The sequence below is a fragment of the Pseudomonas sp. HD6422 genome, assembly GCF_025377065.1.
GTDB lineage: Bacteria > Pseudomonadota > Gammaproteobacteria > Pseudomonadales > Pseudomonadaceae > Aquipseudomonas > Aquipseudomonas putida_U.
Map to the genome: position 1 here is coordinate 101,892 of NZ_JAHWIW010000007.1, position 19,650 is coordinate 121,541.

The 19,650-nt window shown below is 61.8% G+C and carries 17 protein-coding genes; all 17 read right to left on the reverse strand.

The genetic code is table 11. The annotated features are described in order from the left end of the window. Positions 1–73 precede the first annotated feature (73 nt). The 17 genes from KY379_RS06910 to rpsB all read right to left on the reverse strand — a co-directional run bounded on the left by KY379_RS06910 (position 74) and on the right by rpsB (position 19,372). Positions 74–1,021 (reverse strand): acetyl-CoA carboxylase carboxyltransferase subunit alpha, encoded by a 948-nt coding sequence (locus tag KY379_RS06910; protein ID WP_133326000.1) that lies wholly within the window; start codon positions 1,019–1,021, stop codon positions 74–76. A 105-nt stretch (positions 1,022–1,126) separates the two neighbouring features. Further along, entirely contained in the window at positions 1,127–4,651 is a 3,525-nt protein-coding gene (gene dnaE / locus KY379_RS06915) for a DNA polymerase III subunit alpha (RefSeq protein ID WP_133326002.1), read from the reverse strand. 179 nt (positions 4,652–4,830) lie between these two features. After that, positions 4,831–5,454, reverse strand: a complete 624-nt coding sequence (rnhB, locus tag KY379_RS06920) for a ribonuclease HII (RefSeq protein ID WP_133326004.1) — start codon at positions 5,452–5,454, stop codon at positions 4,831–4,833. A 1-nt stretch (position 5,455) separates the two neighbouring features. Beyond that, positions 5,456–6,583 (reverse strand): lipid-A-disaccharide synthase, encoded by a 1,128-nt coding sequence (lpxB, locus tag KY379_RS06925; RefSeq protein WP_261239496.1) that lies wholly within the window; start codon positions 6,581–6,583, stop codon positions 5,456–5,458. Position 6,584: 1 nt separating this feature from the next. Beyond that, positions 6,585–7,361: an acyl-ACP--UDP-N-acetylglucosamine O-acyltransferase gene (gene lpxA / locus KY379_RS06930; protein ID WP_133326008.1), complete on the reverse strand. Its 777-nt coding sequence runs from the start codon at positions 7,359–7,361 to the stop codon at positions 6,585–6,587. Continuing rightward, entirely contained in the window at positions 7,358–7,798 is a 441-nt protein-coding gene (gene fabZ / locus KY379_RS06935) for a 3-hydroxyacyl-ACP dehydratase FabZ (RefSeq protein ID WP_003252314.1), read from the reverse strand. The genes lpxA and fabZ overlap by 4 nt, the downstream gene beginning before the upstream one ends. A 113-nt stretch (positions 7,799–7,911) precedes the next feature. Beyond that, entirely contained in the window at positions 7,912–8,967 is a 1,056-nt protein-coding gene (gene lpxD, locus KY379_RS06940) for a UDP-3-O-(3-hydroxymyristoyl)glucosamine N-acyltransferase (protein ID WP_133326010.1), read from the reverse strand. Position 8,968: 1 nt separating this feature from the next. Continuing rightward, positions 8,969–9,472: an OmpH family outer membrane protein gene (locus KY379_RS06945; RefSeq protein ID WP_133326012.1), complete on the reverse strand. Its 504-nt coding sequence runs from the start codon at positions 9,470–9,472 to the stop codon at positions 8,969–8,971. 42 nt (positions 9,473–9,514) lie between these two features. After that, entirely contained in the window at positions 9,515–11,863 is a 2,349-nt protein-coding gene (gene bamA, locus KY379_RS06950) for an outer membrane protein assembly factor BamA (protein WP_133326014.1), read from the reverse strand. Between the two features lie 74 nt (positions 11,864–11,937). Further along, positions 11,938–13,290: an RIP metalloprotease RseP gene (gene rseP, locus KY379_RS06955; protein ID WP_133326016.1), complete on the reverse strand. Its 1,353-nt coding sequence runs from the start codon at positions 13,288–13,290 to the stop codon at positions 11,938–11,940. Between the two features lie 45 nt (positions 13,291–13,335). Then, a complete protein-coding gene (gene ispC / locus KY379_RS06960; RefSeq protein ID WP_261239495.1) occupies positions 13,336–14,526 on the reverse strand; it encodes a 1-deoxy-D-xylulose-5-phosphate reductoisomerase in 1,191 nt (396 codons plus the stop codon). Then, the gene (locus tag KY379_RS06965) at positions 14,523–15,338 is read right to left on the reverse strand and encodes a phosphatidate cytidylyltransferase (RefSeq protein WP_196172198.1); all 816 of its coding nucleotides are present in this window, start codon (positions 15,336–15,338) and stop codon (positions 14,523–14,525) included. The genes ispC and KY379_RS06965 overlap by 4 nt, the downstream gene beginning before the upstream one ends. After that, a complete protein-coding gene (uppS, locus tag KY379_RS06970) occupies positions 15,338–16,093 on the reverse strand; it encodes a polyprenyl diphosphate synthase (RefSeq protein ID WP_133326022.1) in 756 nt (251 codons plus the stop codon). The genes KY379_RS06965 and uppS overlap by 1 nt, the downstream gene beginning before the upstream one ends. Before the next feature lie 15 nt (positions 16,094–16,108). After that, entirely contained in the window at positions 16,109–16,666 is a 558-nt protein-coding gene (gene frr / locus KY379_RS06975) for a ribosome recycling factor (protein ID WP_051097412.1), read from the reverse strand. Then, a complete protein-coding gene (gene pyrH / locus KY379_RS06980) occupies positions 16,663–17,406 on the reverse strand; it encodes a UMP kinase (RefSeq protein ID WP_003252294.1) in 744 nt (247 codons plus the stop codon). The genes frr and pyrH overlap by 4 nt, the downstream gene beginning before the upstream one ends. Positions 17,407–17,586: 180 nt before the next feature. Continuing rightward, positions 17,587–18,450, reverse strand: coding sequence for a translation elongation factor Ts (gene tsf / locus KY379_RS06985; protein ID WP_133326024.1), 864 nt, complete (start codon positions 18,448–18,450; stop codon positions 17,587–17,589). 184 nt (positions 18,451–18,634) lie between these two features. Beyond that, the gene (gene rpsB, locus KY379_RS06990; protein WP_133326026.1) at positions 18,635–19,372 is read right to left on the reverse strand and encodes a 30S ribosomal protein S2; all 738 of its coding nucleotides are present in this window, start codon (positions 19,370–19,372) and stop codon (positions 18,635–18,637) included. Positions 19,373–19,650 lie beyond the last annotated feature (278 nt).

Sequence of the window (19,650 nt, forward strand, 5' to 3'; positions counted from 1 at the left end):
CACCAGAGGCTTGCGCTGTACCTGTGAGAGCGGGCTTGCCCGCGAATGGGCCGCGGTGCGGCCCGGCGATCTATCAGACGCCGTAGCTCATCAGTCGCTCGTAGCGACGGGCCAGCAATGCGTCATTGTCGAACTTGCCCAGCATGTCCAGCTGCTCGACCAGGTCGGCACGGATGCTTTCGGACATCTTCGCCGGATCACGGTGGGCGCCGCCCAGCGGCTCCTGGATGACCTTGTCGACGATGTTCAGGCTCTTCAGACGCTCGGCGGTGATACCCATGGCCTCGGCGGCATCGGCGGCCTTGTCGGCAGTCTTCCACAGGATCGAAGCGCAGCCTTCCGGCGAGATCACCGAGTAGGTTGAGTACTGCAGCATGTTCAGCTGGTCGCACACGCCAATGGCCAGTGCTCCGCCGGAACCGCCCTCGCCGATCACGGTGGCGATGATCGGGGTCTTCAGCCGCGCCATGACACGCAGGTTCCAGGCGATGGCCTCGCTCTGGTTACGCTCTTCGGCGTCGATGCCCGGATAGGCACCCGGGGTGTCGATGAAGGTCAGAATCGGCATCTTGAAGCGCTCGGCCATTTCCATCAGGCGGCAGGCCTTGCGGTAGCCTTCAGGACGCGGCATACCGAAGTTGCGGCGCACCTTCTCGCGCACTTCCCGGCCCTTCTGGTGGCCGATGACCATGACCGGCTTGCCGTCCAGGCGAGCGGTCCCCCCGACGATGGCAGCATCATCGGAGAAGTGGCGGTCACCGTGCAGCTCTTCGAACTCGGTGAAGATGTGCTCGAGGTAGTCCAGGGTGTAGGGACGACGTGGGTGACGAGCCAGACGGGCGATCTGCCAACTGGTCAGGTTGCCGAAGATGCTTTCGGTAAGGGTGTTGCTCTTGTCTTGCAGACGGGCAATCTCATCGCTGATGTTCAGCGAGTTGTCGTTGCCCACCAGGCGCAGCCCTTCGATCTTGGCTTGCAGGTCGGCAATCGGCTGTTCGAAATCGAGGAAATTCGGGTTCATAGGCATCCGTCTTGGGTCTACGGCCAGGCGGCCGGCCGGTTGATCCGTTTGGCGCCCTACCTTAAGGGATCAGGCGCATTCAGGTCGAGATTAAAATTCGTCGGTTCAACGATATTGCAGGAAGACGTTCTCACGTCCGAACTGGTCACGCAGCGCCTGAATCAGGCCATCGGCCGGGTCGATCGACCATTCATCGGAGAACTGCAACATCGCTTTGGCATCGCTGCCGGTGTATTCGAGCGTGATCGGGCAGCCACCGCGGTGGCGGGTGATCAACTCACCCAGCCAGCTCAGGCGGTCGCCCTTGAGCGCATCGTGCGCCACTTTCAGGCGCAGGCTTTCGGCGAGCTTGGTGCGGGCATCCTCCATGGTCATCACTTGTTTCACCCGCAGGCGCAGGCCGCCGGAGAAGTCGTCGTTACTGACCTCGCCCTCGACCACCACCATGGCGTCGGTCTGCAGCAGTGCCTGGGCGGCCATGAAGGCATCGGCGAACAGCGAGGCCTCGATGCGCCCAGAGCGGTCATCGAGGGTGACGAAGCCCATTTTGTCGCCCTTCTTGTTCTTCATCACCCTTAAGGCAATGATCATGCCGGCCACCGTCTGAGTCTCGCGTGAAGGCTTGAGGTCGATGATGCGCTGGCGGGCGAAGCGACGAATCTCGGTTTCGTATTCGTCGATCGGGTGACCGGTCAGATACAGCCCCAGGGTGTCCTTCTCGCCTTTGAGGCGCTCCTTGAGGGTCAGCTCACGCACCTTGCGGTGGTTGGCATAGACATCGGCGTCCGCCTCCTCGAACATGCCACCGAAGAGGTCGATGTGGCCACTGTCGGCAGTGCGGGCGGTCTGTTCTGCAGCCTTGATGGCCTCGCCCAGGGCCGAAAGCAGCGTCGCCCGGTTACGGTCGATGTTGGCGTGGTAGGCCTTGATCTCGTCGTGGAAGTGCGGCCCCAGGCGATCAAGCGCACCGCTGCGCACCAACGCATCGAGGGTCCGTTTGTTGACCCGCTTGAGGTCGATGCGCTCGCAGAAGTCGAACAGATCCTTGAACGGCCCTCCTTGGGCGCGAGCCTCGACGATCGCCTCTACCGGCCCCTCACCGACCCCCTTGATCGCCCCCAGTCCATAGACGATGCGGCCATCGTCGTTGACGGTGAACTTGAAGTCGGAGAAGTTCACGTCCGGCGCATCGAGGCGCAGCTTCATGCTGCGCACTTCCTCGACCAGCACGACGACCTTGTCGGTGTTGTGCATATCCGCCGAAAGCACCGCCGCCATGAACGGCGCCGGGAAATGGGTCTTGAGCCAGGCGGTCTGGTACGACACCAGCCCGTAGGCAGCGGAGTGAGATTTGTTGAAGCCGTAGCCGGCGAATTTTTCTACCAGGTCGAAGATGTTACCGGCTAGCTCCGCATCGATATTGTTGTTGGCACAACCCTCGATGAAGCCTCCGCGCTGCTTGGCCATTTCCTCTGGCTTTTTCTTACCCATGGCCCGACGCAGCATGTCCGCGCCACCCAAGGTGTAACCGGCCATGACCTGGGCGATCTGCATGACCTGTTCCTGATACAGGATGATGCCGTAGGTCGGCGCCAGCACCGGCTGCAAGCCTTCGTACTGATAATCGGGGTGCGGATAGGCCAGCTCGGCACGGCCGTGCTTGCGGTTGATGAAGTCGTCCACCATGCCTGATTGCAGCGGTCCGGGGCGGAACAGTGCCACCAGTGCGATGAGGTCTTCCAGACAGTCGGGCTTGAGCTTCTTGATCAGCTCCTTCATGCCACGCGACTCGAGCTGGAACACCGCGGTGGTCTCGGCCTTCTGCAGCAGTTCGTAGGTCTTGCGGTCGTCCAGCGGAATGAAGTCGATATTGACGTCGGGCAGGTTCTTCTTGGCCTGCTCGCGGTTGATGATTTCCATCGCCCACTTGATGATGGTCAGCGTACGCAGGCCAAGGAAGTCGAACTTCACCAGGCCGGCGGCCTCGACGTCGTCCTTGTCGAACTGGGTCACCAGACCGCCGCCCTCTTCGTCACAGGCGATCGGCGAGAAATCGGTCAGTTTGGTCGGTGCGATCACCACACCGCCGGCGTGCTTGCCGGTACCACGGGTGACGCCCTCGAGCTTGAGCGCCATATCCCAGATTTCCCGGGCGTCTTCGTCACCCTTGAGGAAATCCCGAAGGATCTCTTCCTGCTCGTAGGCCTTCTCCAGCGTCATGCCCACTTCGAACGGAATCATCTTCGACAGACGGTCGGCCAGACCGTAGGACTTGCCCTGCACCCGCGCCACGTCACGCACTACCGCCTTGGCGGCCATGGTGCCGAAGGTGATGATCTGGCTCACCGCATTACGCCCGTAAGCTTCGGCCACGTAATCGATGACCCGGTCGCGACCGTCCATGCAGAAGTCGACGTCGAAGTCGGGCATGGAAATACGCTCAGGATTGAGGAAGCGCTCGAACAGCAGGTCATAGGCCAGCGGATCGAGGTCGGTGATTTTCAGTACATAGGCTACCAACGAACCTGCACCCGAACCCCGACCAGGGCCGACCGGCACGCCGTTGTTCTTGGCCCACTTGATGAAGTCCATGACGATCAGAAAGTAACCGGGGAAGCCCATCTGGATGATGATGTCCAGCTCGAACTTCAGGCGGTCCAGATAGACCTGGCGCTTCTCTTCGTAGTTGGGCGTGGTCTCCTTGGGCCAGAGCACCGCCAGGCGCTCCTCCAGGCCCTCATGGGACACATGCCGCAGGTAGTCGTCGATGCCCATGCCATTCGGCGTGGGGAAGTCAGGCAGGAAATACTTGCCCAACTGCACCTGGATGTTACAGCGCTTGGCGATCTCGACCGTGTTGGCGATGGCGTCGGGCAGGTCGCTGAACAGCTCGGCCATTTCCTCGGCCGACTTCAGGTACTGCTGATCGCTGTAGTTGCGCGGACGGCGTGGATCATCGAGGGTCCAGCCTTCACCGATGCAGACCCGGGTTTCGTGGGCGTCGAAGTCCGACTGCTTGATGAAACGCACGTCGTTGGTCGCCACCAGCGGCGCACCGAGCTTGTCGGCCAGGGCCACGGCGGCGTGCAGGTACTCTTCGTCACCGACGCGGTTGGTGCGTTGCACCTCGACGTAGAAGCGATCGGGGAACATGCCCATCCAGTCGCCCAGCAGCGCTTCGGCCTCGTCGTTGCGACCACTCATCAGGGCCATGCCGATATCGCCTTCGCGGGCCGCGGACAAGGCAATCAGGCCCTCGCTGGCCGGGGCGATCCATTCGCGCTGGAGAATCACCAGGCCATTGCGCTGGCCTTCGGTCCAGCCACGCGAAATCAACTCAGTCAGGTTGCGGTAGCCTTTGGGGTTCATCGCCAGGAAGCAGATGCGCGACAGCGGTGCTTCGGGATCGGCACCGGCCAGCCACAGGTCGGCACCGCAGATCGGCTTGATACCGGCGCCCATGGCGGTCTTGTAGAACTTGACCAGCGAGCACATGTTGCTCTGGTCGGTGATCGCTACCGCCGGCATGTTCATCCCGGCCAGCGCCTTGGCCAGCGGTTTGATCCGCACCAGGCCGTCGACCAGCGAGAATTCGGAGTGTACGCGCAGGTGAACGAAGGGAACCGACATGGATGATCCTGTAGCAGAGCTGAACGACAAGGGCGGGATTGTAGCGTAAATGGGCGGGGGTTTTGGGCTGCTTTGCAGCCCATTCGCGGGACGAGCCCGCCCCACAGGCCCCGCACAAATATCACACCAGGCGCAGAGTCTGTGGGAGCGGGCTTGTCCCGCGAATGGGCCACATAGTTCTATATCAAAGAATTGGTAACGCCTTCACGCGCTTCCCAAGCCGCCCGCACCGGGGCGAAAGAGCGCCGATGAATCGGCGTAGGCCCCAGCCGCGCCAAAGCCTCGAGATGCACCGGCGTCGGATAGCCCTTGTGCCCACCGATGCCATAACCCGGGTAGATCAGCTCGAACGCACTCATTTCCCGATCACGACTGACCTTGGCCAGGATCGATGCGGCAGCAATCGCCGGCACCTTGGCATCGCCCTGAATCACCGGTGCCGCCGGCACGGCCAGCTTGGGGCAACGATTTCCGTCGATCAGTGCGAGCTTGGGCGTGACGCTCAACCCCTCGACCGCGCGCTGCATCGCCAGCATGGTCGCCTGGAGAATGTTCAGCCGGTCGATTTCCTCGACTTCGGCCCGGGCGATGCAAAAACTCAGGGCTTTTTCGCAGATCTCATCGAACAGCGCTTCGCGCTTGGCTTCGGTGAGTTTCTTCGAATCGTTGAGGCCGAGGATAGGCCGTGCAGGATCGAGGATCACCGCGGCAGTGACCACCGCCCCACACAAGGGGCCGCGGCCCACTTCATCGACACCGGCGACCAGATCCTCGACCAGGTTGAAATCCAATCCCATCTGCATGTCAGCGGTCCTTGAGCAGGGCCAGCACAGCGTCAGCCGCCTGGTTGGAGGCGTCACGGCGCAGGGTGCGGTGAATCTCGTCGAAGCGCTCGGTCTGCTGGCGGCCATCGGTGACCAACGGTGCCAAGGTCTGGGCCAGGGCTTCGCTGGTGGCGTCATCCTGCAGCAGCTCCGGGACCAATTCGCGTTGGGCGAGCAGGTTGGGCAACGACACGTAGGGGCTTTTGACCAGGCGCTTGAGAATCCAGTACGTCAGCGGCGCGAGTCTGTAAGCCACGACCATGGGGCGTTTGTACAACAAAGCTTCAAGCGTAGCAGTCCCGGAAGCGATCAGTACCGCATCGCAGGCAGCCAGGGCCTGATGCGATTGGCCATCGAGCAAGGTCAGCGGCAGCTCGCGACCCGCCATCATCTGCTCGATCTGGGCACGGCGCGTGGCGTTGGCACAGGGCAGCACGAAACGTACGCCAGGCACCAATTGTTGCAGACGCTGCGCAGCGTCGAGGAACAATGCCCCCAGCCGCCCCACTTCGCCGCCCCGGCTGCCGGGCATCAACGCCACCAGGGGACTGTCGTCCAGACCCAGCGCCTGCCGCGCAGCTTGCCGATCGGCATCCAGAGGAATGGTATCGGCCAGCGGATGACCGACGAAACGCACTGGCACGCCCTGCTCTTCGTAGAAACGCGCCTCGAACGGCAGTAGCGTGAGCATCAGGTCACAGCCCTCGCGGATCTTCAGCACCCGCTTCTGCCGCCACGCCCACACCGAGGGGCTGACGTAGTGCACGGTCTTGATCCCGGCCTGACGCAGTTTCAATTCGATATTGAGGGTGAAATCCGGGGCGTCGATACCGATGAAGACATCGGGCTTCTCGGCGATCAGCGTCTGGATCAGCAGCTTGCGCCGCTTGAGCAATTCGCGCAGACGCCCGAGCACTTCGACCAGGCCCATGACCGCCAAACGCTCCATGGAGAAGTACGACTGCAGGCCTTCAGCCTCCATGAGGGGGCCGCCGACACCGATGAAACGTACATCGGGATGACGCGCCTTGAGCGCACGCATCAAGCCGGAACCTAGAATATCGCCACTGGCCTCACCCGCGACCAAGGCTACACAGAGCTGCGCCATGTCAGCGAGTGATGCCGCGGGCAGAGGTCAGAATCGACTGGCGGAACAGCTCGACTTCGGAGAATTGTCCGGCCAACTCGTCAAGCTCTTTAAGCGCGTCTTCCACGGTCAGACCCTGGCGATAGACGATCTTGTAGGAGCGACGCAAGGCGTGGATCACTTCATCGCTGAAGCCGCGACGGCGCATGCCTTCGAAGTTCATGCTGCGCGCTTCGGCCGGGCTGCCGAAGACCGTGACGAACGCCGGTACATCTTTGCCGATGGCCGTGCCCATACCGGAAAACGCATGGGCGCCGATATGACAGTACTGGTGCACCAGCGTGTAGCCGGACAGGATAGCCCAGTCGCCGACGTGGACGTGGCCGGCCAAGGCGGTGTTGTTGACCAGGATGCAGTGATTGCCGATCACGCTGTCATGGCCGATGTGGGCATAGGCCATGACCAGGTTGTGATCGCCCAGGGTGGTTTCGGCGCGGTCCTGGATGGTGCCGCGATGAATGGTCACGCCTTCGCGAATCACGTTGTGATCGCCGATCACCAGGCGAGTAGGCTCACCCTTGTACTTGAGGTCAGGGGTGTCTTCGCCGATCGACGAGAACTGGTAGATGCGATTGTGCTTGCCGATACGGGTCGGACCCTTGAGCACCACGTGCGGGCCGATGACCGTACCTTCGCCGATCTCGACATCGGGACCGACGATGGACCAGGGCCCGACTTCGACGCCGTCGGCCAGCTTGGCCGACGGATCGATGATCGCCCGAGGGTCGATCGAATTCATAGGGAGCGTTCCGCGCAGGTGATCTCCGCCGAGCAAACCGGCTTGCCGTCGACCAGCGCACGGCACTCGAACTTCCAGATCATGCTCTTGCGGCTGAGGAACTTGGCTTCGAGCACCAACTGGTCACCCGGCAGCACCGGCTGGCGGAAACGCAGCTTGTCGGACCCGACGAAGTAATACAGCGTGCCATCTGCCGGCTTGGCGTCGAGCATCTTGAAACCGAGGATGCCGGCCGCCTGGGCCATGGCCTCGATGATCAGAACGCCCGGCATGATCGGATGCGCCGGGAAATGGCCATTGAAGAACGGCTCGTTGATGCTGACATTCTTGTAGGCACGAATGCTCTGGGCCTCGAAGTCCAGATCCGTCACGCGATCTACCAGCAGGAACGGGTAGCGGTGAGGCAGGTATTCGCGAATCTCGTTGATGTCCATCATTTCGGGGGGAAGCCTGTAATAAGAATAGGGAGCGCAGGGGCTGACCGCACGCTCCTTTTGCAATCCAAAGAGGAGCCAGCTAGCGACTGTTCACTCTTGCTCAGGAAATGGTATCAGCCTTCTGATGCCGGCTGGCCACCTGAGGTCACGGTAGCGACGCGTTTTTCCAGCTGTTGCAGACGTTTAGCCATGTCATCCAGCTGGCGGATACGCGCGGCACTCTTGCGCCAGTCAGCCAGAGGCTGCATGGCTGTACCGGAAGAATAGGAGCCCGGTTCGGTAATCGAACGGGTCACCATGGTCATCCCGGAAACGAACACGTTGTCGCAAATATCGATATGCCCCACCAGGCCGACGCCGCCGGCGAGCATGCAGTGCTTGCCAATGCGCGCGCTGCCAGAGATCCCGACGCAGGCCGCCATGGCGGTGTGATCGCCGATCTGCACGTTGTGTGCGATCTGGATCTGGTTGTCGAGCTTGACGCCATCGCCGATGCGGGTATCGGACAAGGCGCCGCGGTCGACAGCGGTGTTGACGCCGATTTCCACGTCATCACCGATGGTCACCCCACCGATCTGGGCGATCTTCTGCCACACGCCCTTTTCGTTGGCAAAGCCGAAACCTTCACCGCCGATCACTGCCCCGGATTGGATCACCACGCGCTTGCCGATGGTCACATCGTGATACAGCGTCACCCGCGGCGCCAGCCAGCCACCTTCGCCGATCACGCTGCGGGCACCGATCACGCAGTGGGCACCCAGGGTGACATTGGCCCCGATGCGTGCGCCGCTTTCGATGACCACGAAGGGCCCGATGCAGGCACTGGCATCGACCTGGGCATCCTCCGCCACCACGGCGCTGGGATGAATACCCGCCACAGCCTTGGGTTTGGGATCGAACAGGTGCGAAATGCGCGCATACGCCAGGTAAGGGTCAGCGACGATCAGAGCGTTACCGGCGAAGCCTTCGGCATCCGCCGCCTTCAGCAACACCGCTGCAGCCTGGCTGTGCTCCAGGTACTTGCGGTACTGCGGATTGGCGAGAAAGCTCAATTGACCGGGGCCGGCCTCTTGCAAGGTCGCCAGCCCGGTAATCTGCACGGCCTCGGCGCCCTGGAGGGTGGCGCCGAGCGCCTCGGCCAGCTGGCCGAGTGTCATGGTCACGGTCATATCAACGCGCTTGGTTCATGCGCTCGATGACTTGGCGGGTGATGTCGTACTGAGGTTTGACATCGATGACCGCACCGCGCTCGAGGACCAGGTCGTAGCCGCCCTTTTTGATCACTTCCTCGACAGCACCGTCCAGCTTGGGCTTGAGCTGCTTGAGCATGTCACGATCGGCGACGGCCTTGGCTTCGTTCAGCTCCTTGGACTGGAACTGGAAGTCGCGTGCCTTCTGCTTGAATTCGAGCTCCAGGCGCTCACGCTCCTGTTGCTGCATCTTGTCACCACCCTTGATCAGACGGTCCTGGATGCCTTTGGCGCTGCTTTCCAGGGTCTTGAGCTTGGTCAGCTGCGGGCCGAACTTCTTCTCGGCATCGACGGCGTACTTCTTGGCCGCGTCGGATTCGAGCAGGGCCATCTGATAGTTCAGTACGGCAACCTTCATTTCAGCGAAAGCCGGGGTGGCGACCAGCGCCGCAGCCACGAGGGCCAATTGGGTCAACTTACGCACGATGCACTCCTGGATAAACCGTTGTTTGAGCAAGGGCCGACCTTAGAAGGTCTGGCCCAGAGAGAATTGGAACACCTGGGTATCGGCGTCGTCCGGCTTCTTCACCGGCATCGCCAAGCTGAAGCTCAGCGGGCCGAGTGCGGTGATCCAGGTTACGCCCAGGCCCACCGAGCTGGCCATGCCCGAGAAACCGACCTTCTCGCAGTCCGGCTTGCTACCGCAATTGGTGTCGAAGACGTTACCCACGTCCCAGAACACGGAAGTGCGCAGCGAACGCTGATCCTTGACGAATGGCAGTGGGAACAACAGCTCCACACCACCCTGGACCAGCACGTTGCCACCGAACGGCAGCGGATCCTGGTCCGGGTCACGAACGGTGCCGTCCCGTGTACCATCGCTCGGCGTACTGCGTGGGCCCAGGCTGCTGTCCTTGAAGCCACGTACGGAGTTGAAACCACCCGCATAGTAGTTCTCGTAGAACGGCAGGCCGGAAGTGCCACCGAAACCATCACCATAGCCCAACTCGGTGTGCAGGCGCAGGGTGTAGTCGTTGTTGATCGGCTGGAACAGCTGGCCGCGGTAGTCGAGCTTGTAGAACGACAGGTCGCTGCCCGGAATGGTGGACTCCAGGGTCAGGCTCTGGGAATGACCCCGGGTCGCCAGTACGCCTTTGTTCAGGGTGGACTCGGACCAGCCGATGGATGCCTTGAAGTTGAGGAAGTTGTCGCCCTCTTCGTCCAGGAAGTCGAAGATCTCGTCGACGGTGTACTTACCGGTCTTGATCTTGTCCTGCTGCACGCTCAAGCCGTAGGTCAGGCGCGAGGTTTCGCTGATCGGGTAGCCCAGGCTGACGCCTGCACCCAGGCTGTCCACCGCATAGCTGGCCACGTCGACGTCGAGGTCATCGTAGTCGGTGCTGCGGTAGAAGGCGTTGTAGCCCAGGCTCACACCATCGGCGGTGAAGTAGGGATCGACGTAGCCGAAGTTGTAACGGGTCTGGTATTCCGAACGGGTCAGGCCGATGGACACCTTGTTACCGGTACCGAGGAAGTTGCTCTGGCTGATCGAGCCACCGAGGATCAGACCGGCGCTCTGGGCGAAACCGACGCTGGCGGTGATCGAGCCGGACGCCTGTTCCTCGACGCTGTAGTTGACGTCGACCTGGTCGTCGGTGCCAGGCACCGGCGGCGTCTCGACGTTGACTTCCTTGAAGAAGCCCAGACGCTCGAGACGGGTCTTGGACTGGTCGATCAGGTAGGTCGAAGCCCAGCCACCTTCCATCTGGCGCATCTCGCGACGCAGCACTTCGTCTTCGGTCTTGGTGTTGCCGCGGTAGTTGATGCGGTTGACGTAGGCACGCTTGCCCGGGTCGACCACGAACATGATGTCGACGGTGTGGTCTTCGTCGTTGGCCTGAGGCACGCCGTTGACGTTGGCGAAGGTATAGCCTTCGTTACCCAGGCGGCGGGTGATCAGGTCGGAGGTCGAGGTCATCACCTTGCGCGAGAACACCTGGCCTGGCTGCACCAGCAGCAGCGACTTGACCTGGTCTTCCGGCACTTTGAGGTCGCCGGAGAGCTTCACGTCGCGGACGGTGTACTTCTCGCCTTCGTTGATGTTGACGGTGATGTAGACGTGTTTCTTGTCCGGGGTGATCGATACCTGGGTGGACGCGATGTCCATGTTGATGTAACCGCGGTCCAGGTAGTAGGAACGCAGGCGCTCCAGGTCGCCGGAGAGTTTCTCGCGGGCATACTTGTCGTCGTTCTTGAAGAACGACAGCCAGTTGGTGGTGTGCAGTTCGAACAGCTGCCCCAGGGTCTCGTCGTCGAACACGTTGTTGCCGACGATGTTGATGTGCTGGATGGCAGCGACGGTGCCTTCGTTGATCTTGATCTTCAGCGCCACCCGGTTGCGCGGCTGTGGCACCACCTCGGCATCGACCTCGGCCGAGTAGCGGCCCTGGGCCACGTACTGGCGCTGCAGCTCGTTACGCACGCCTTCGAGGGTGGCCCGCTGGAAGATCTCGCCTTCGGCCAGGCCCGACTGTTTCAAGCCCTTCATCAGGTCTTCGGTGCTGATCGCCTTGTTGCCTTCGATCTCGATACCGGACACCGAGGGGCGCTCGACCACGTTGATGATCAGGACGTTGCCGTCACGGTCCAGCTGGATGTCCTGGAAGAAGCCGGTCTTGAACAGCGAACGGGTCGACTCCACCAGGCGCCGATCATCGGCCTGATCACCCACGTTCAGGGGCAAGGCGCCAAAGACGCTGCCGGCGGACACCCGCTGCAGGCCGTTGACTCGGATATCGGAGATGGTGAAGGACTCGGCGTGAACTTCAGCGATCATCAGTGCGGACATGACCGCAGTTAGCAGCAGACGTTTCATGAAGTCCTTTTATTCCAACTGGCAATAAACAACCTGCCGCAAAAAGGCGGCAGGTTCGCAATTGAGCGAAGCTTTTATAGTCGACCCAGATCGTTGATCAGGGCGAGCAACATCACCCCTATGACCAAACTGATACCGATCTGGACCCCCCAACCTTGCACCCGATCCGACAACGGGCGACCGCGCGCCCACTCGACCAGGTAGAACAGCAAATGCCCCCCATCCAACACGGGGATGGGCAGCAGGTTAAGAACCCCCAGGCTTATGCTCAGGTAGGCCAGGAAATTCAGGAAATCCCCCACGCCGGACTGGGCTGAAGCGCCCGCCACTTTAGCAATGGTTATCGGTCCACTCAAGTTTTTTACCGAGAGCTCCCCGAACAGCATTTTCTTCAGCGAGTCGAGGGTGAGCACGCTCATGTTCCAGGTTCGCGACAGGCCTTGGCCTACCGCATCCAGCGGCCCATAGCTGACCTCACGGAGCATGTCGGCCGGCCATTGCGCAGCTTTGACGCCCGCACCCAGATAGCCTCCGGAGGACTTGCCCTCGCCGTGACGAGCCAAGGTCACCGGCACCTCCAACTGCGCACCGTCGCGCTCGACCCGCAAGGTGACCTTTGTTTCCGGGCGAGCGCGCACGGCGTCCACCCACTGCTGCCAGTCCCCCACCGCGACACCATCGAGGGCCAGCAACGTATCGCCGACTTGCAGCCCCGCAGCCGCTGCCGGGCTCTTGGGCGCGATCTCGGCGAGCACCGGCGCAACCGAAGGACGCCACGGGCGCACACCAAGGGATTGAATCGGATCAGGCTCGTCAGCCCCCTTGAGCCAGGCATCGAGTTTGATCTGCAACTGATGTTCGGCGCTGGCGCCGTCGTCACGCACACCGACCTGCAGGGTGCCGCTCTCGCCCAAACGACGAACCAACTGCAGGTTGACCGCCGACCAACCACTGGTCGGCTCGCCATCGATGGAGACGATCTCCTGGCCGGCCACCAGACCGGCCGACGCAGCCAGGCTGCCCGGCTCGACTGCACCGACCACCGGACGGACCTGCTGAGTCCCGAGCATGGCCAGGACCCAGAAGAACAGGATCGCCAGAAGGAAGTTGGCGATCGGCCCCGCCGCGACGATAGCGATACGCTGGCGCACCGACTTGCGATTGAAGGCCTGCTCGACCAACGCCGGCGGCACCTCGCCCTCGCGCTCGTCGAGCATCTTCACGTAACCGCCCAGAGGAATAGCCGCCACCACGAACTCGGTGCCGTGCTTGTCGTGCCAGCGCAGCAAGGGAGTGCCGAAGCCGACCGAGAAGCGCAGCACCTTGACCCCACAGCGGCGCGCCACCCAGAAGTGGCCGAACTCGTGGAAAGTGACCAGAACACCCAGGGCCACCAGGGTGCCGATAATCATGTAGAGCGCAGTCATGTCTATCTCCGAATGACGTTCAGCGGAACCTGGAGGCCAACGGCATCAGCGGCCGTGACGCCTCAGCCATTCCCGGGACAGCTCCCGGGCCCGCTGGTCGGCGGCGAACACCGCATCCAGCGTAGGCAGCGCCACCACCGGTTCCTGGTCGAGCACCTGTTCGATCATACCCGCGATTTCCGGGAAGCGGATACGCCGCTGGAGAAACGCCTCCACGGCGACTTCGTTTGCCGCATTGAGTACCGCCGGGGCGCTGTTACCAGCCTCGGCAGCCTGCCGCGCCAGACGCAGGCAGGGGAAGCGCTGTTCGTCGGGGGCCTGGAAGTCCAGGCGAGCGATGGCGAACAGGTCAAGCGGAGCCACTCCCGAATCGATCCGTTCAGGCCATGCCAGGGCGTTGGCGATGGGGGTACGCATGTCCGGATTGCCCAACTGGGCCAGCACCGAACCATCCACATAATCGACCAGGGAGTGGATGACGCTCTGCGGATGCACCACTACCTCGACCTTGGCAGGCGCCGCATCGAACAACCAGCAGGCCTCGATCAGTTCCAGGCCCTTGTTCATCATGCTGGCCGAGTCCACCGAGATCTTGCGGCCCATCGACCAGTTCGGATGAGCGCAGGCCTGCTCGGGCGTGACATCCACCAGCGCAGCCTGGGACGTTTCGCGAAACGGCCCACCCGAGGCGGTCAACAGAATGCGCCTCACGCCCACCTGGCCGAGGCCACGAGCGTAGTCGCCGGGCAGGCACTGGAAGATCGCATTGTGCTCGCTGTCGATCGGTAACAGCACGGCACCACTGCGCCGCACCGCCTCCATGAACAGCGCGCCGGACATGACCAGGGCTTCCTTGTTGGCCAGCAACACTTTCTTGCCGGCTTCCACCGCAGCCAAGGTCGGGCGCAGGCCGGCGGCACCGACGATGGCCGCCATCACGGCATCCACCTCGGCGGCCGCAGCTACCTGACACAACCCCGCCTCGCCCACCAGCACCTCGGTGGCGCAACCGGCGCCGGCCAGGCCGTCACGCAGGCGCGCGGCCTGCTCGGCCGCCGGCACCACGGCGAACGCCGGGCGATGACGCAGGCACAGGGCGAGCAACTCGTCGATGCGCGAATAGCCGCTGAGGGCGAACACTTCATATCGATCAGGGTGACGGGCAATCACGTCCAGCGTGCTGAGGCCGATCGAACCGGTGGCGCCCAGTACGGTGATGCGCTGCACTGCACTCACATCACACCCCATTCGGCAGCCCACAGCAGCACGGCGAACAGCGGAATGGCCGCGGTCAGGCTGTCGATGCGATCGAGCACGCCACCATGACCCGGCAACAGATTACTGCTGTCCTTGATACCGGAACGGCGCTTGAACATGCTCTCGGTCAGGTCACCCACCACCGAGGACATGACCACCAGCGCCGCGCCCAGCAGACCCAGGAGGATCTGGCCGAAGCTCCAATCACGGTTCAGGCCGACCACCAGGGTGATCAGCAGGCTCAACGCAAGACCGCCATACACGCCTTCCCAGCTCTTGCCTGGGCTGACCTGGGGTGCCAGCTTGCGCTTGCCGAACTTGCGCCCGGAGAAGTAAGCACCGATGTCGGCGGACCATACCAGCACCATGACCGAGAGGATCAGCCAGTTGCCCAACGGCCAGTGCTTGAGCAGCAACAGCCCCTGCCAGGCAGGCAGCAACACCAACAGGCCGATCAGCAGTCGGCAGGCGGCACTGGCCCACAACTCACTGGTACGAGGGAACGTCAGCACCAGCCAGGTCGCCACGGCCCACCAGATCACCGACGCCCCCAGTACCCAGGGGGCCAGCTCTGGGAGGATGTACAGCAACATCAGCGCCCCGGCGACGACAGCGGCATAAGCAATGCGCAGCGGCTGGGCCATCAACCCAGCCAGGCGCGCCCACTCCCAGGCACCCAGTGTCACGACGAAACCGATGAACAGGGCGAAATCCCCACCGTTGAGCAGGAAGAATCCACCCACTGCGATCGGCAGCAGAATCAGCGCGGTAATGATGCGTTGTTTAAGCATTAAGCACGAGCTCCAGCCTCGACCTGCTCGCTGGTCTTACCGAAGCGGCGCTGGCGCGAAGCGAAATCGGCCAGGGCGTTGCGCATGGCCTCGTGTTTGAAGTCCGGCCAGAAAAGGTCGGAGAAATACAGCTCGGCATAGGCCAACTGCCACAGCAGGAAGTTGCTGATGCGGTGTTCGCCACCGGTACGAATGCACAGGTCAGGCAATGGCAGCTCGCCGGTTGCCAGGCAGGTCTGCAACAATCCAGGCGTGATGTCGTCCGGACGCAGATGCCCGGCCTGCACTTCACGCGCCAGGCGCTGGGCGGCCTGGGCGATATCCCATTGACCACCGTAGTTGGCGGCGATCTGCAGGATGAAGCGATTGTTGCCTGCGGTCAGCGCTTCGGCTTCGCGCATCGCGGCCTGCAGCTCAGGATGGAAACGCGAACGATCACCGATGATACGCAGGCTGATCCTGTTCTCGTTGAGACGCTTGGCCTCGCGACGCAAGGCCGAGAAGAACAGCTCCATCAGGGCACCGACCTCATCGGCCGGACGCTGCCAGTTCTCACTGGAGAAGGCGAACAGGGTCAGTACCTCGACCCCGGCCTCGGCGCACACCTCGATGACTGCACGCACCGCATCGACGCCGGCCTTGTGCCCGGCGACGCCGGGCAAAAGGCGCTTCTTCGCCCAGCGATTGTTGCCATCCATGATGATCGCGACGTGACGCGGCACCGATGAAGGTGCCGCCAGCTTGGTCTTTTCCATTAAAAAACCTCGGCCTTAGACGGCCATCAGGTCCTTTTCCTTGGCTTTGAACGCAGCATCGACCTCGGCGACATACTTGTCGGTCAGCTTCTGGATCTCGTCAGCAGCGCGACGCTCTTCGTCTTCGCTGATTTCCTTGTCCTTGGTCAGCTTCTTCAGATCGGCCAGGGCGTCACGACGCACGTTGCGCACCGCGACCTTGGCGTCTTCGGCAACCCCACTGGCCTGCTTGGTGTAGCCCTTGCGGGTTTCCTCGGTGAGGGCCGGCATCGGTACACGGATGGTGGTACCGGCGCTGGACGGGTTCAGACCCAGGTCCGAGGTCAGGATGGCCTTTTCGATGGCCGCGCTGAGGTTCTTGTCGTGAGCGACGATCTTCAGGGTGCGGGCGTCTTCGACGGTGATCGCGGCTACCTGGTTCAGCGGCATCTCGCTACCCCATGCCGGGACCTTGACGCTGTCCAGGATGCTTGGGTGGGCGCGACCGGTGCGGATCGCCGCCAGGTTGCGTGCCAGGGCCTCGATGGACTTGCCCATGCGCTCCTGGGCGTCTTTCTTGATGTCGTTGATCATGCTTGGCCTTCCTCGATCAGAGTACCTTCAGCGCCACCGACCACGATGTTCAGCAGGGCGCCAGGCTTGTTCATGTTGAATACCCGCAATGGCATCTTGTGGTCACGGCACAAGCAGATTGCGGTCAGGTCCATGACGCCGAGCTTGCGATCCAGCACCTCATCGTAGGTCAGGTGATCGAACTTCTCGGCGTGCGGGTCCTTGAATGGATCGGCAGTGTACACACCATCGACCTTGGTCGCCTTCAGCACCACGTCGGCATCGATTTCGATGGCGCGCAGGCAGGCCGCGGAGTCGGTGGTGAAGAACGGATTGCCGGTACCGGCGGAGAAAATTACCACATCCCCGGAGTTGAGGTGGCGAATAGCTTTGCGACGATCGTAATGGTCGGTCACGCCCACCATGGAAATGGCCGACATCACCAGGGCCGGGATGTTCGAGCGCTCAAGCGCATCGCGCATGGCCAGGCCGTTCATCACGGTGGCGAGCATGCCCATGTGGTCGCCGGTGACGCGATCCATGCCGGCTGCGCTGAGTGCGGCACCGCGGAACAGGTTGCCACCACCGATCACCAGACCGACCTGGACACCGATCCCCACCAACTGGCCGACTTCAAGGGCCATGCGATCCAGCACCTTCGGGTCGATCCCGAAGTCTTCCGAGCCCATCAGGGCCTCGCCGCTAAGTTTGAGCAAAATGCGTTTATAGCGAGGTTGGCGACCACTCACCTGCTGAGCCATTGCGAGTCTCTCCTGCGGCGTACTTTTAGAAAATTCGTGCGGGCTGTTTACAGCCTGCTAACTGTAGCGTGGCACCGCTTCGGTGCCAGCGGAGATGAGCCGGATAAACCCTTCTCCGTTTTGACAAAGAGGCTGCGCGCGTGAGCGGGCAGCCTCTTTGGGGCGACAGACGGGGCTGTCTTACTGCTTGGCAGCAGCGACCTGAGCGGCAACTTCAGCAGCGAAGTCGTCGACTGGCTTCTCGATGCCTTCGCCAACCTTGAAGTAGGTGAAGGAAACGATTTCAGCACCGGCTTTCTTGGCCAGCGCGCCGACCTTGACTTCCGGATCCATGACGAAAGCTTGCTCTTTCAGCGAAGCTTCGGCTTTGAACTTGGCGATACGGCCGTTGATCATGTTCTCAACGATGTTTTCCGGCTTGCCAGCGATCTTGTCGGCGTTCAGCTGCAGGAAGACGTTCTTCTCGCGCTCGATGGCCTCTGGGGAAATTTCCGAGGCATCCAGGAACTCTGGGTTCGAAGCCGCAACGTGCATGGCGATGTTCTTGGCCAGCTCGACGTCACCGCCTTTCAGAACGACGGCAGCACCGATCTTGTTGCCGTGCAGGTAGGCGCCGACAACGTCGCCCTCGACACGTACCAGACGACGGATGTTGACGTTTTCGCCGCACTTGGCGACCAGGGCTTCACGAGCAGCTTCACGCGAGGCGATCAGCGGAGCAGCGTCGGTCAGCTTCTGGGCGAAGGCTTCTTCGAGGCTTTCGGCGACGAAGTTCTTGAAGTCGTCTTGCAGGGCCAGGAAGTCGGTCTGCGAGTTGACTTCCAGCAGGACGGCCGACTTGCCGTCGGTCTTGACTGCGATGGCGCCTTCGGCGGCTACGTTGCCAGCCTTTTTGGCGGCCTTGATGGCGCCCGAGGCACGCATGTCGTCAATGGCTTTTTCGATGTCGCCGCCGGCCTTTTCCAGGGCCTTCTTGCAATCCATCATGCCTTCGCCGGTACGCTCGCGCAGTTCTTTGACCAGCGCTGCAGTAATTGCTGCCATTTCAAAATCCTCTTGGAAAGTTTTTCAACCATTCCACCCGCTCTTCACGGGCGTTAAATTCTGCAAATCGCTGCTGTTACATCAGCCCGAGCATGATGCCGGGCCATGGCTGACAGCAGGATTTCAAGGTGGCAAAAAGGGGGCAAAGCCCCCTTTTCGCGTGCCAAGTAGACGCTAGCGTCTATTACTCGGCAGCAGGTGCAGCCGCTTCTTCAGCGTAGACTTCGGTGCCGCCGGCAACGTTGTTGCGGCCGCGGATGATGGCGTCAGCCATCGAAGTCATGTACAGCTCGATGGCGCGGATGGCGTCGTCGTTACCTGGGATCACGTAGTCAACGCCTTCTGGGCTGCTGTTGGTATCGACAACGCCGATGACCGGGATGCCCAGCTTGTTGGCTTCGGTGATGGCAATGCGCTCGTGGTCGACGTCGATCACGAACAGGGCATCAGGCAGGCCGCCCATGTCCTTGATACCACCCAGGCTACGATCCAGTTTTTCCAGATCGCGCGAACGCATCAGGGCTTCTTTCTTGGTCAGCTTGGCAAAGGTGCCATCTTCGGCCTGGGTTTCCAGGTCGCGCAGACGCTTGATCGAGGCGCGAATGGTTTTGTAGTTGGTCAGCATGCCGCCCAACCAACGGTGATCAACGTATGGCGAACCTGCGCGAGCAGCTTGCTCGGCGACGATCTTGCCAGCGGAACGCTTGGTGCCGACGAACAGGATCTTGTTCTTGCCCTGAGCCAGGCGCTCTACGAACGCCAGGGCGTCGTTGAACATCGGCAGGGTTTTTTCCAGGTTGATGATGTGGATCTTGTTACGCGCGCCGAAAATGAACTTGCCCATTTTCGGGTTCCAGTAACGGGTCTGGTGGCCGAAGTGCACACCGGCCTTCAGCATATCGCGCATGTTGACTTGGGACATGATAGTTCCTTGATAAGTCGGGTTGGGCCTCCACGTATCCCAATGACCAACCCACGCTCCCGAACCGAGGTTCGAAGGTAAACGGGGCACCCAGGCCATCGTGTCGACACGTGTGTGGGTTTGAGCTCCCGGGGACCTCCCCCGAAAGCGGCGCATGTTATACCACAGACCGCAGGCAAACGAAACCCAGTTAGAGCAGCCGCAAGCAGCAAGCGACAAGCAGCCAGAAAAAGCATCCACTTGCAGCATCCACTTGCAGCATCCACTTGCAGCTTGCA

Bases quoted from the DNA above. Each gene is read 5' to 3' on its own strand.
- tsf (WP_133326024.1), bottom strand. From the start codon at position 18,450: ATGGCAGCAATTACTGCAGCGCTGGTCAAAGAACTGCGCGAGCGTACC.
- uppS (WP_133326022.1), bottom strand. From the start codon at position 16,093: ATGGAAAAGACCAAGCTGGCGGCACCTTCATCGGTGCCGCGTCACGTC.
- pyrH (WP_003252294.1), bottom strand. From the start codon at position 17,406: ATGGCTCAGCAGGTGAGTGGTCGCCAACCTCGCTATAAACGCATTTTG.
- lpxB (WP_261239496.1), bottom strand. From the start codon at position 6,583: ATGGCGCAGCTCTGTGTAGCCTTGGTCGCGGGTGAGGCCAGTGGCGAT.
- rnhB (WP_133326004.1), bottom strand. From the start codon at position 5,454: ATGCAGATGGGATTGGATTTCAACCTGGTCGAGGATCTGGTCGCCGGT.
- KY379_RS06965 (WP_196172198.1), bottom strand. From the start codon at position 15,338: ATGCTTAAACAACGCATCATTACCGCGCTGATTCTGCTGCCGATCGCA.
- bamA (WP_133326014.1), bottom strand. From the start codon at position 11,863: ATGAAACGTCTGCTGCTAACTGCGGTCATGTCCGCACTGATGATCGCT.
- KY379_RS06910 (WP_133326000.1), bottom strand. From the start codon at position 1,021: ATGAACCCGAATTTCCTCGATTTCGAACAGCCGATTGCCGACCTGCAA.
- frr (WP_051097412.1), bottom strand. From the start codon at position 16,666: ATGATCAACGACATCAAGAAAGACGCCCAGGAGCGCATGGGCAAGTCC.
- lpxA (WP_133326008.1), bottom strand. From the start codon at position 7,361: ATGAATTCGATCGACCCTCGGGCGATCATCGATCCGTCGGCCAAGCTG.
- rseP (WP_133326016.1), bottom strand. From the start codon at position 13,290: ATGACTGCGCTCTACATGATTATCGGCACCCTGGTGGCCCTGGGTGTT.
- dnaE (WP_133326002.1), bottom strand. From the start codon at position 4,651: ATGTCGGTTCCCTTCGTTCACCTGCGCGTACACTCCGAATTCTCGCTG.
- lpxD (WP_133326010.1), bottom strand. From the start codon at position 8,967: ATGACCGTGACCATGACACTCGGCCAGCTGGCCGAGGCGCTCGGCGCC.
- rpsB (WP_133326026.1), bottom strand. From the start codon at position 19,372: ATGTCCCAAGTCAACATGCGCGATATGCTGAAGGCCGGTGTGCACTTC.
- fabZ (WP_003252314.1), bottom strand. From the start codon at position 7,798: ATGATGGACATCAACGAGATTCGCGAATACCTGCCTCACCGCTACCCG.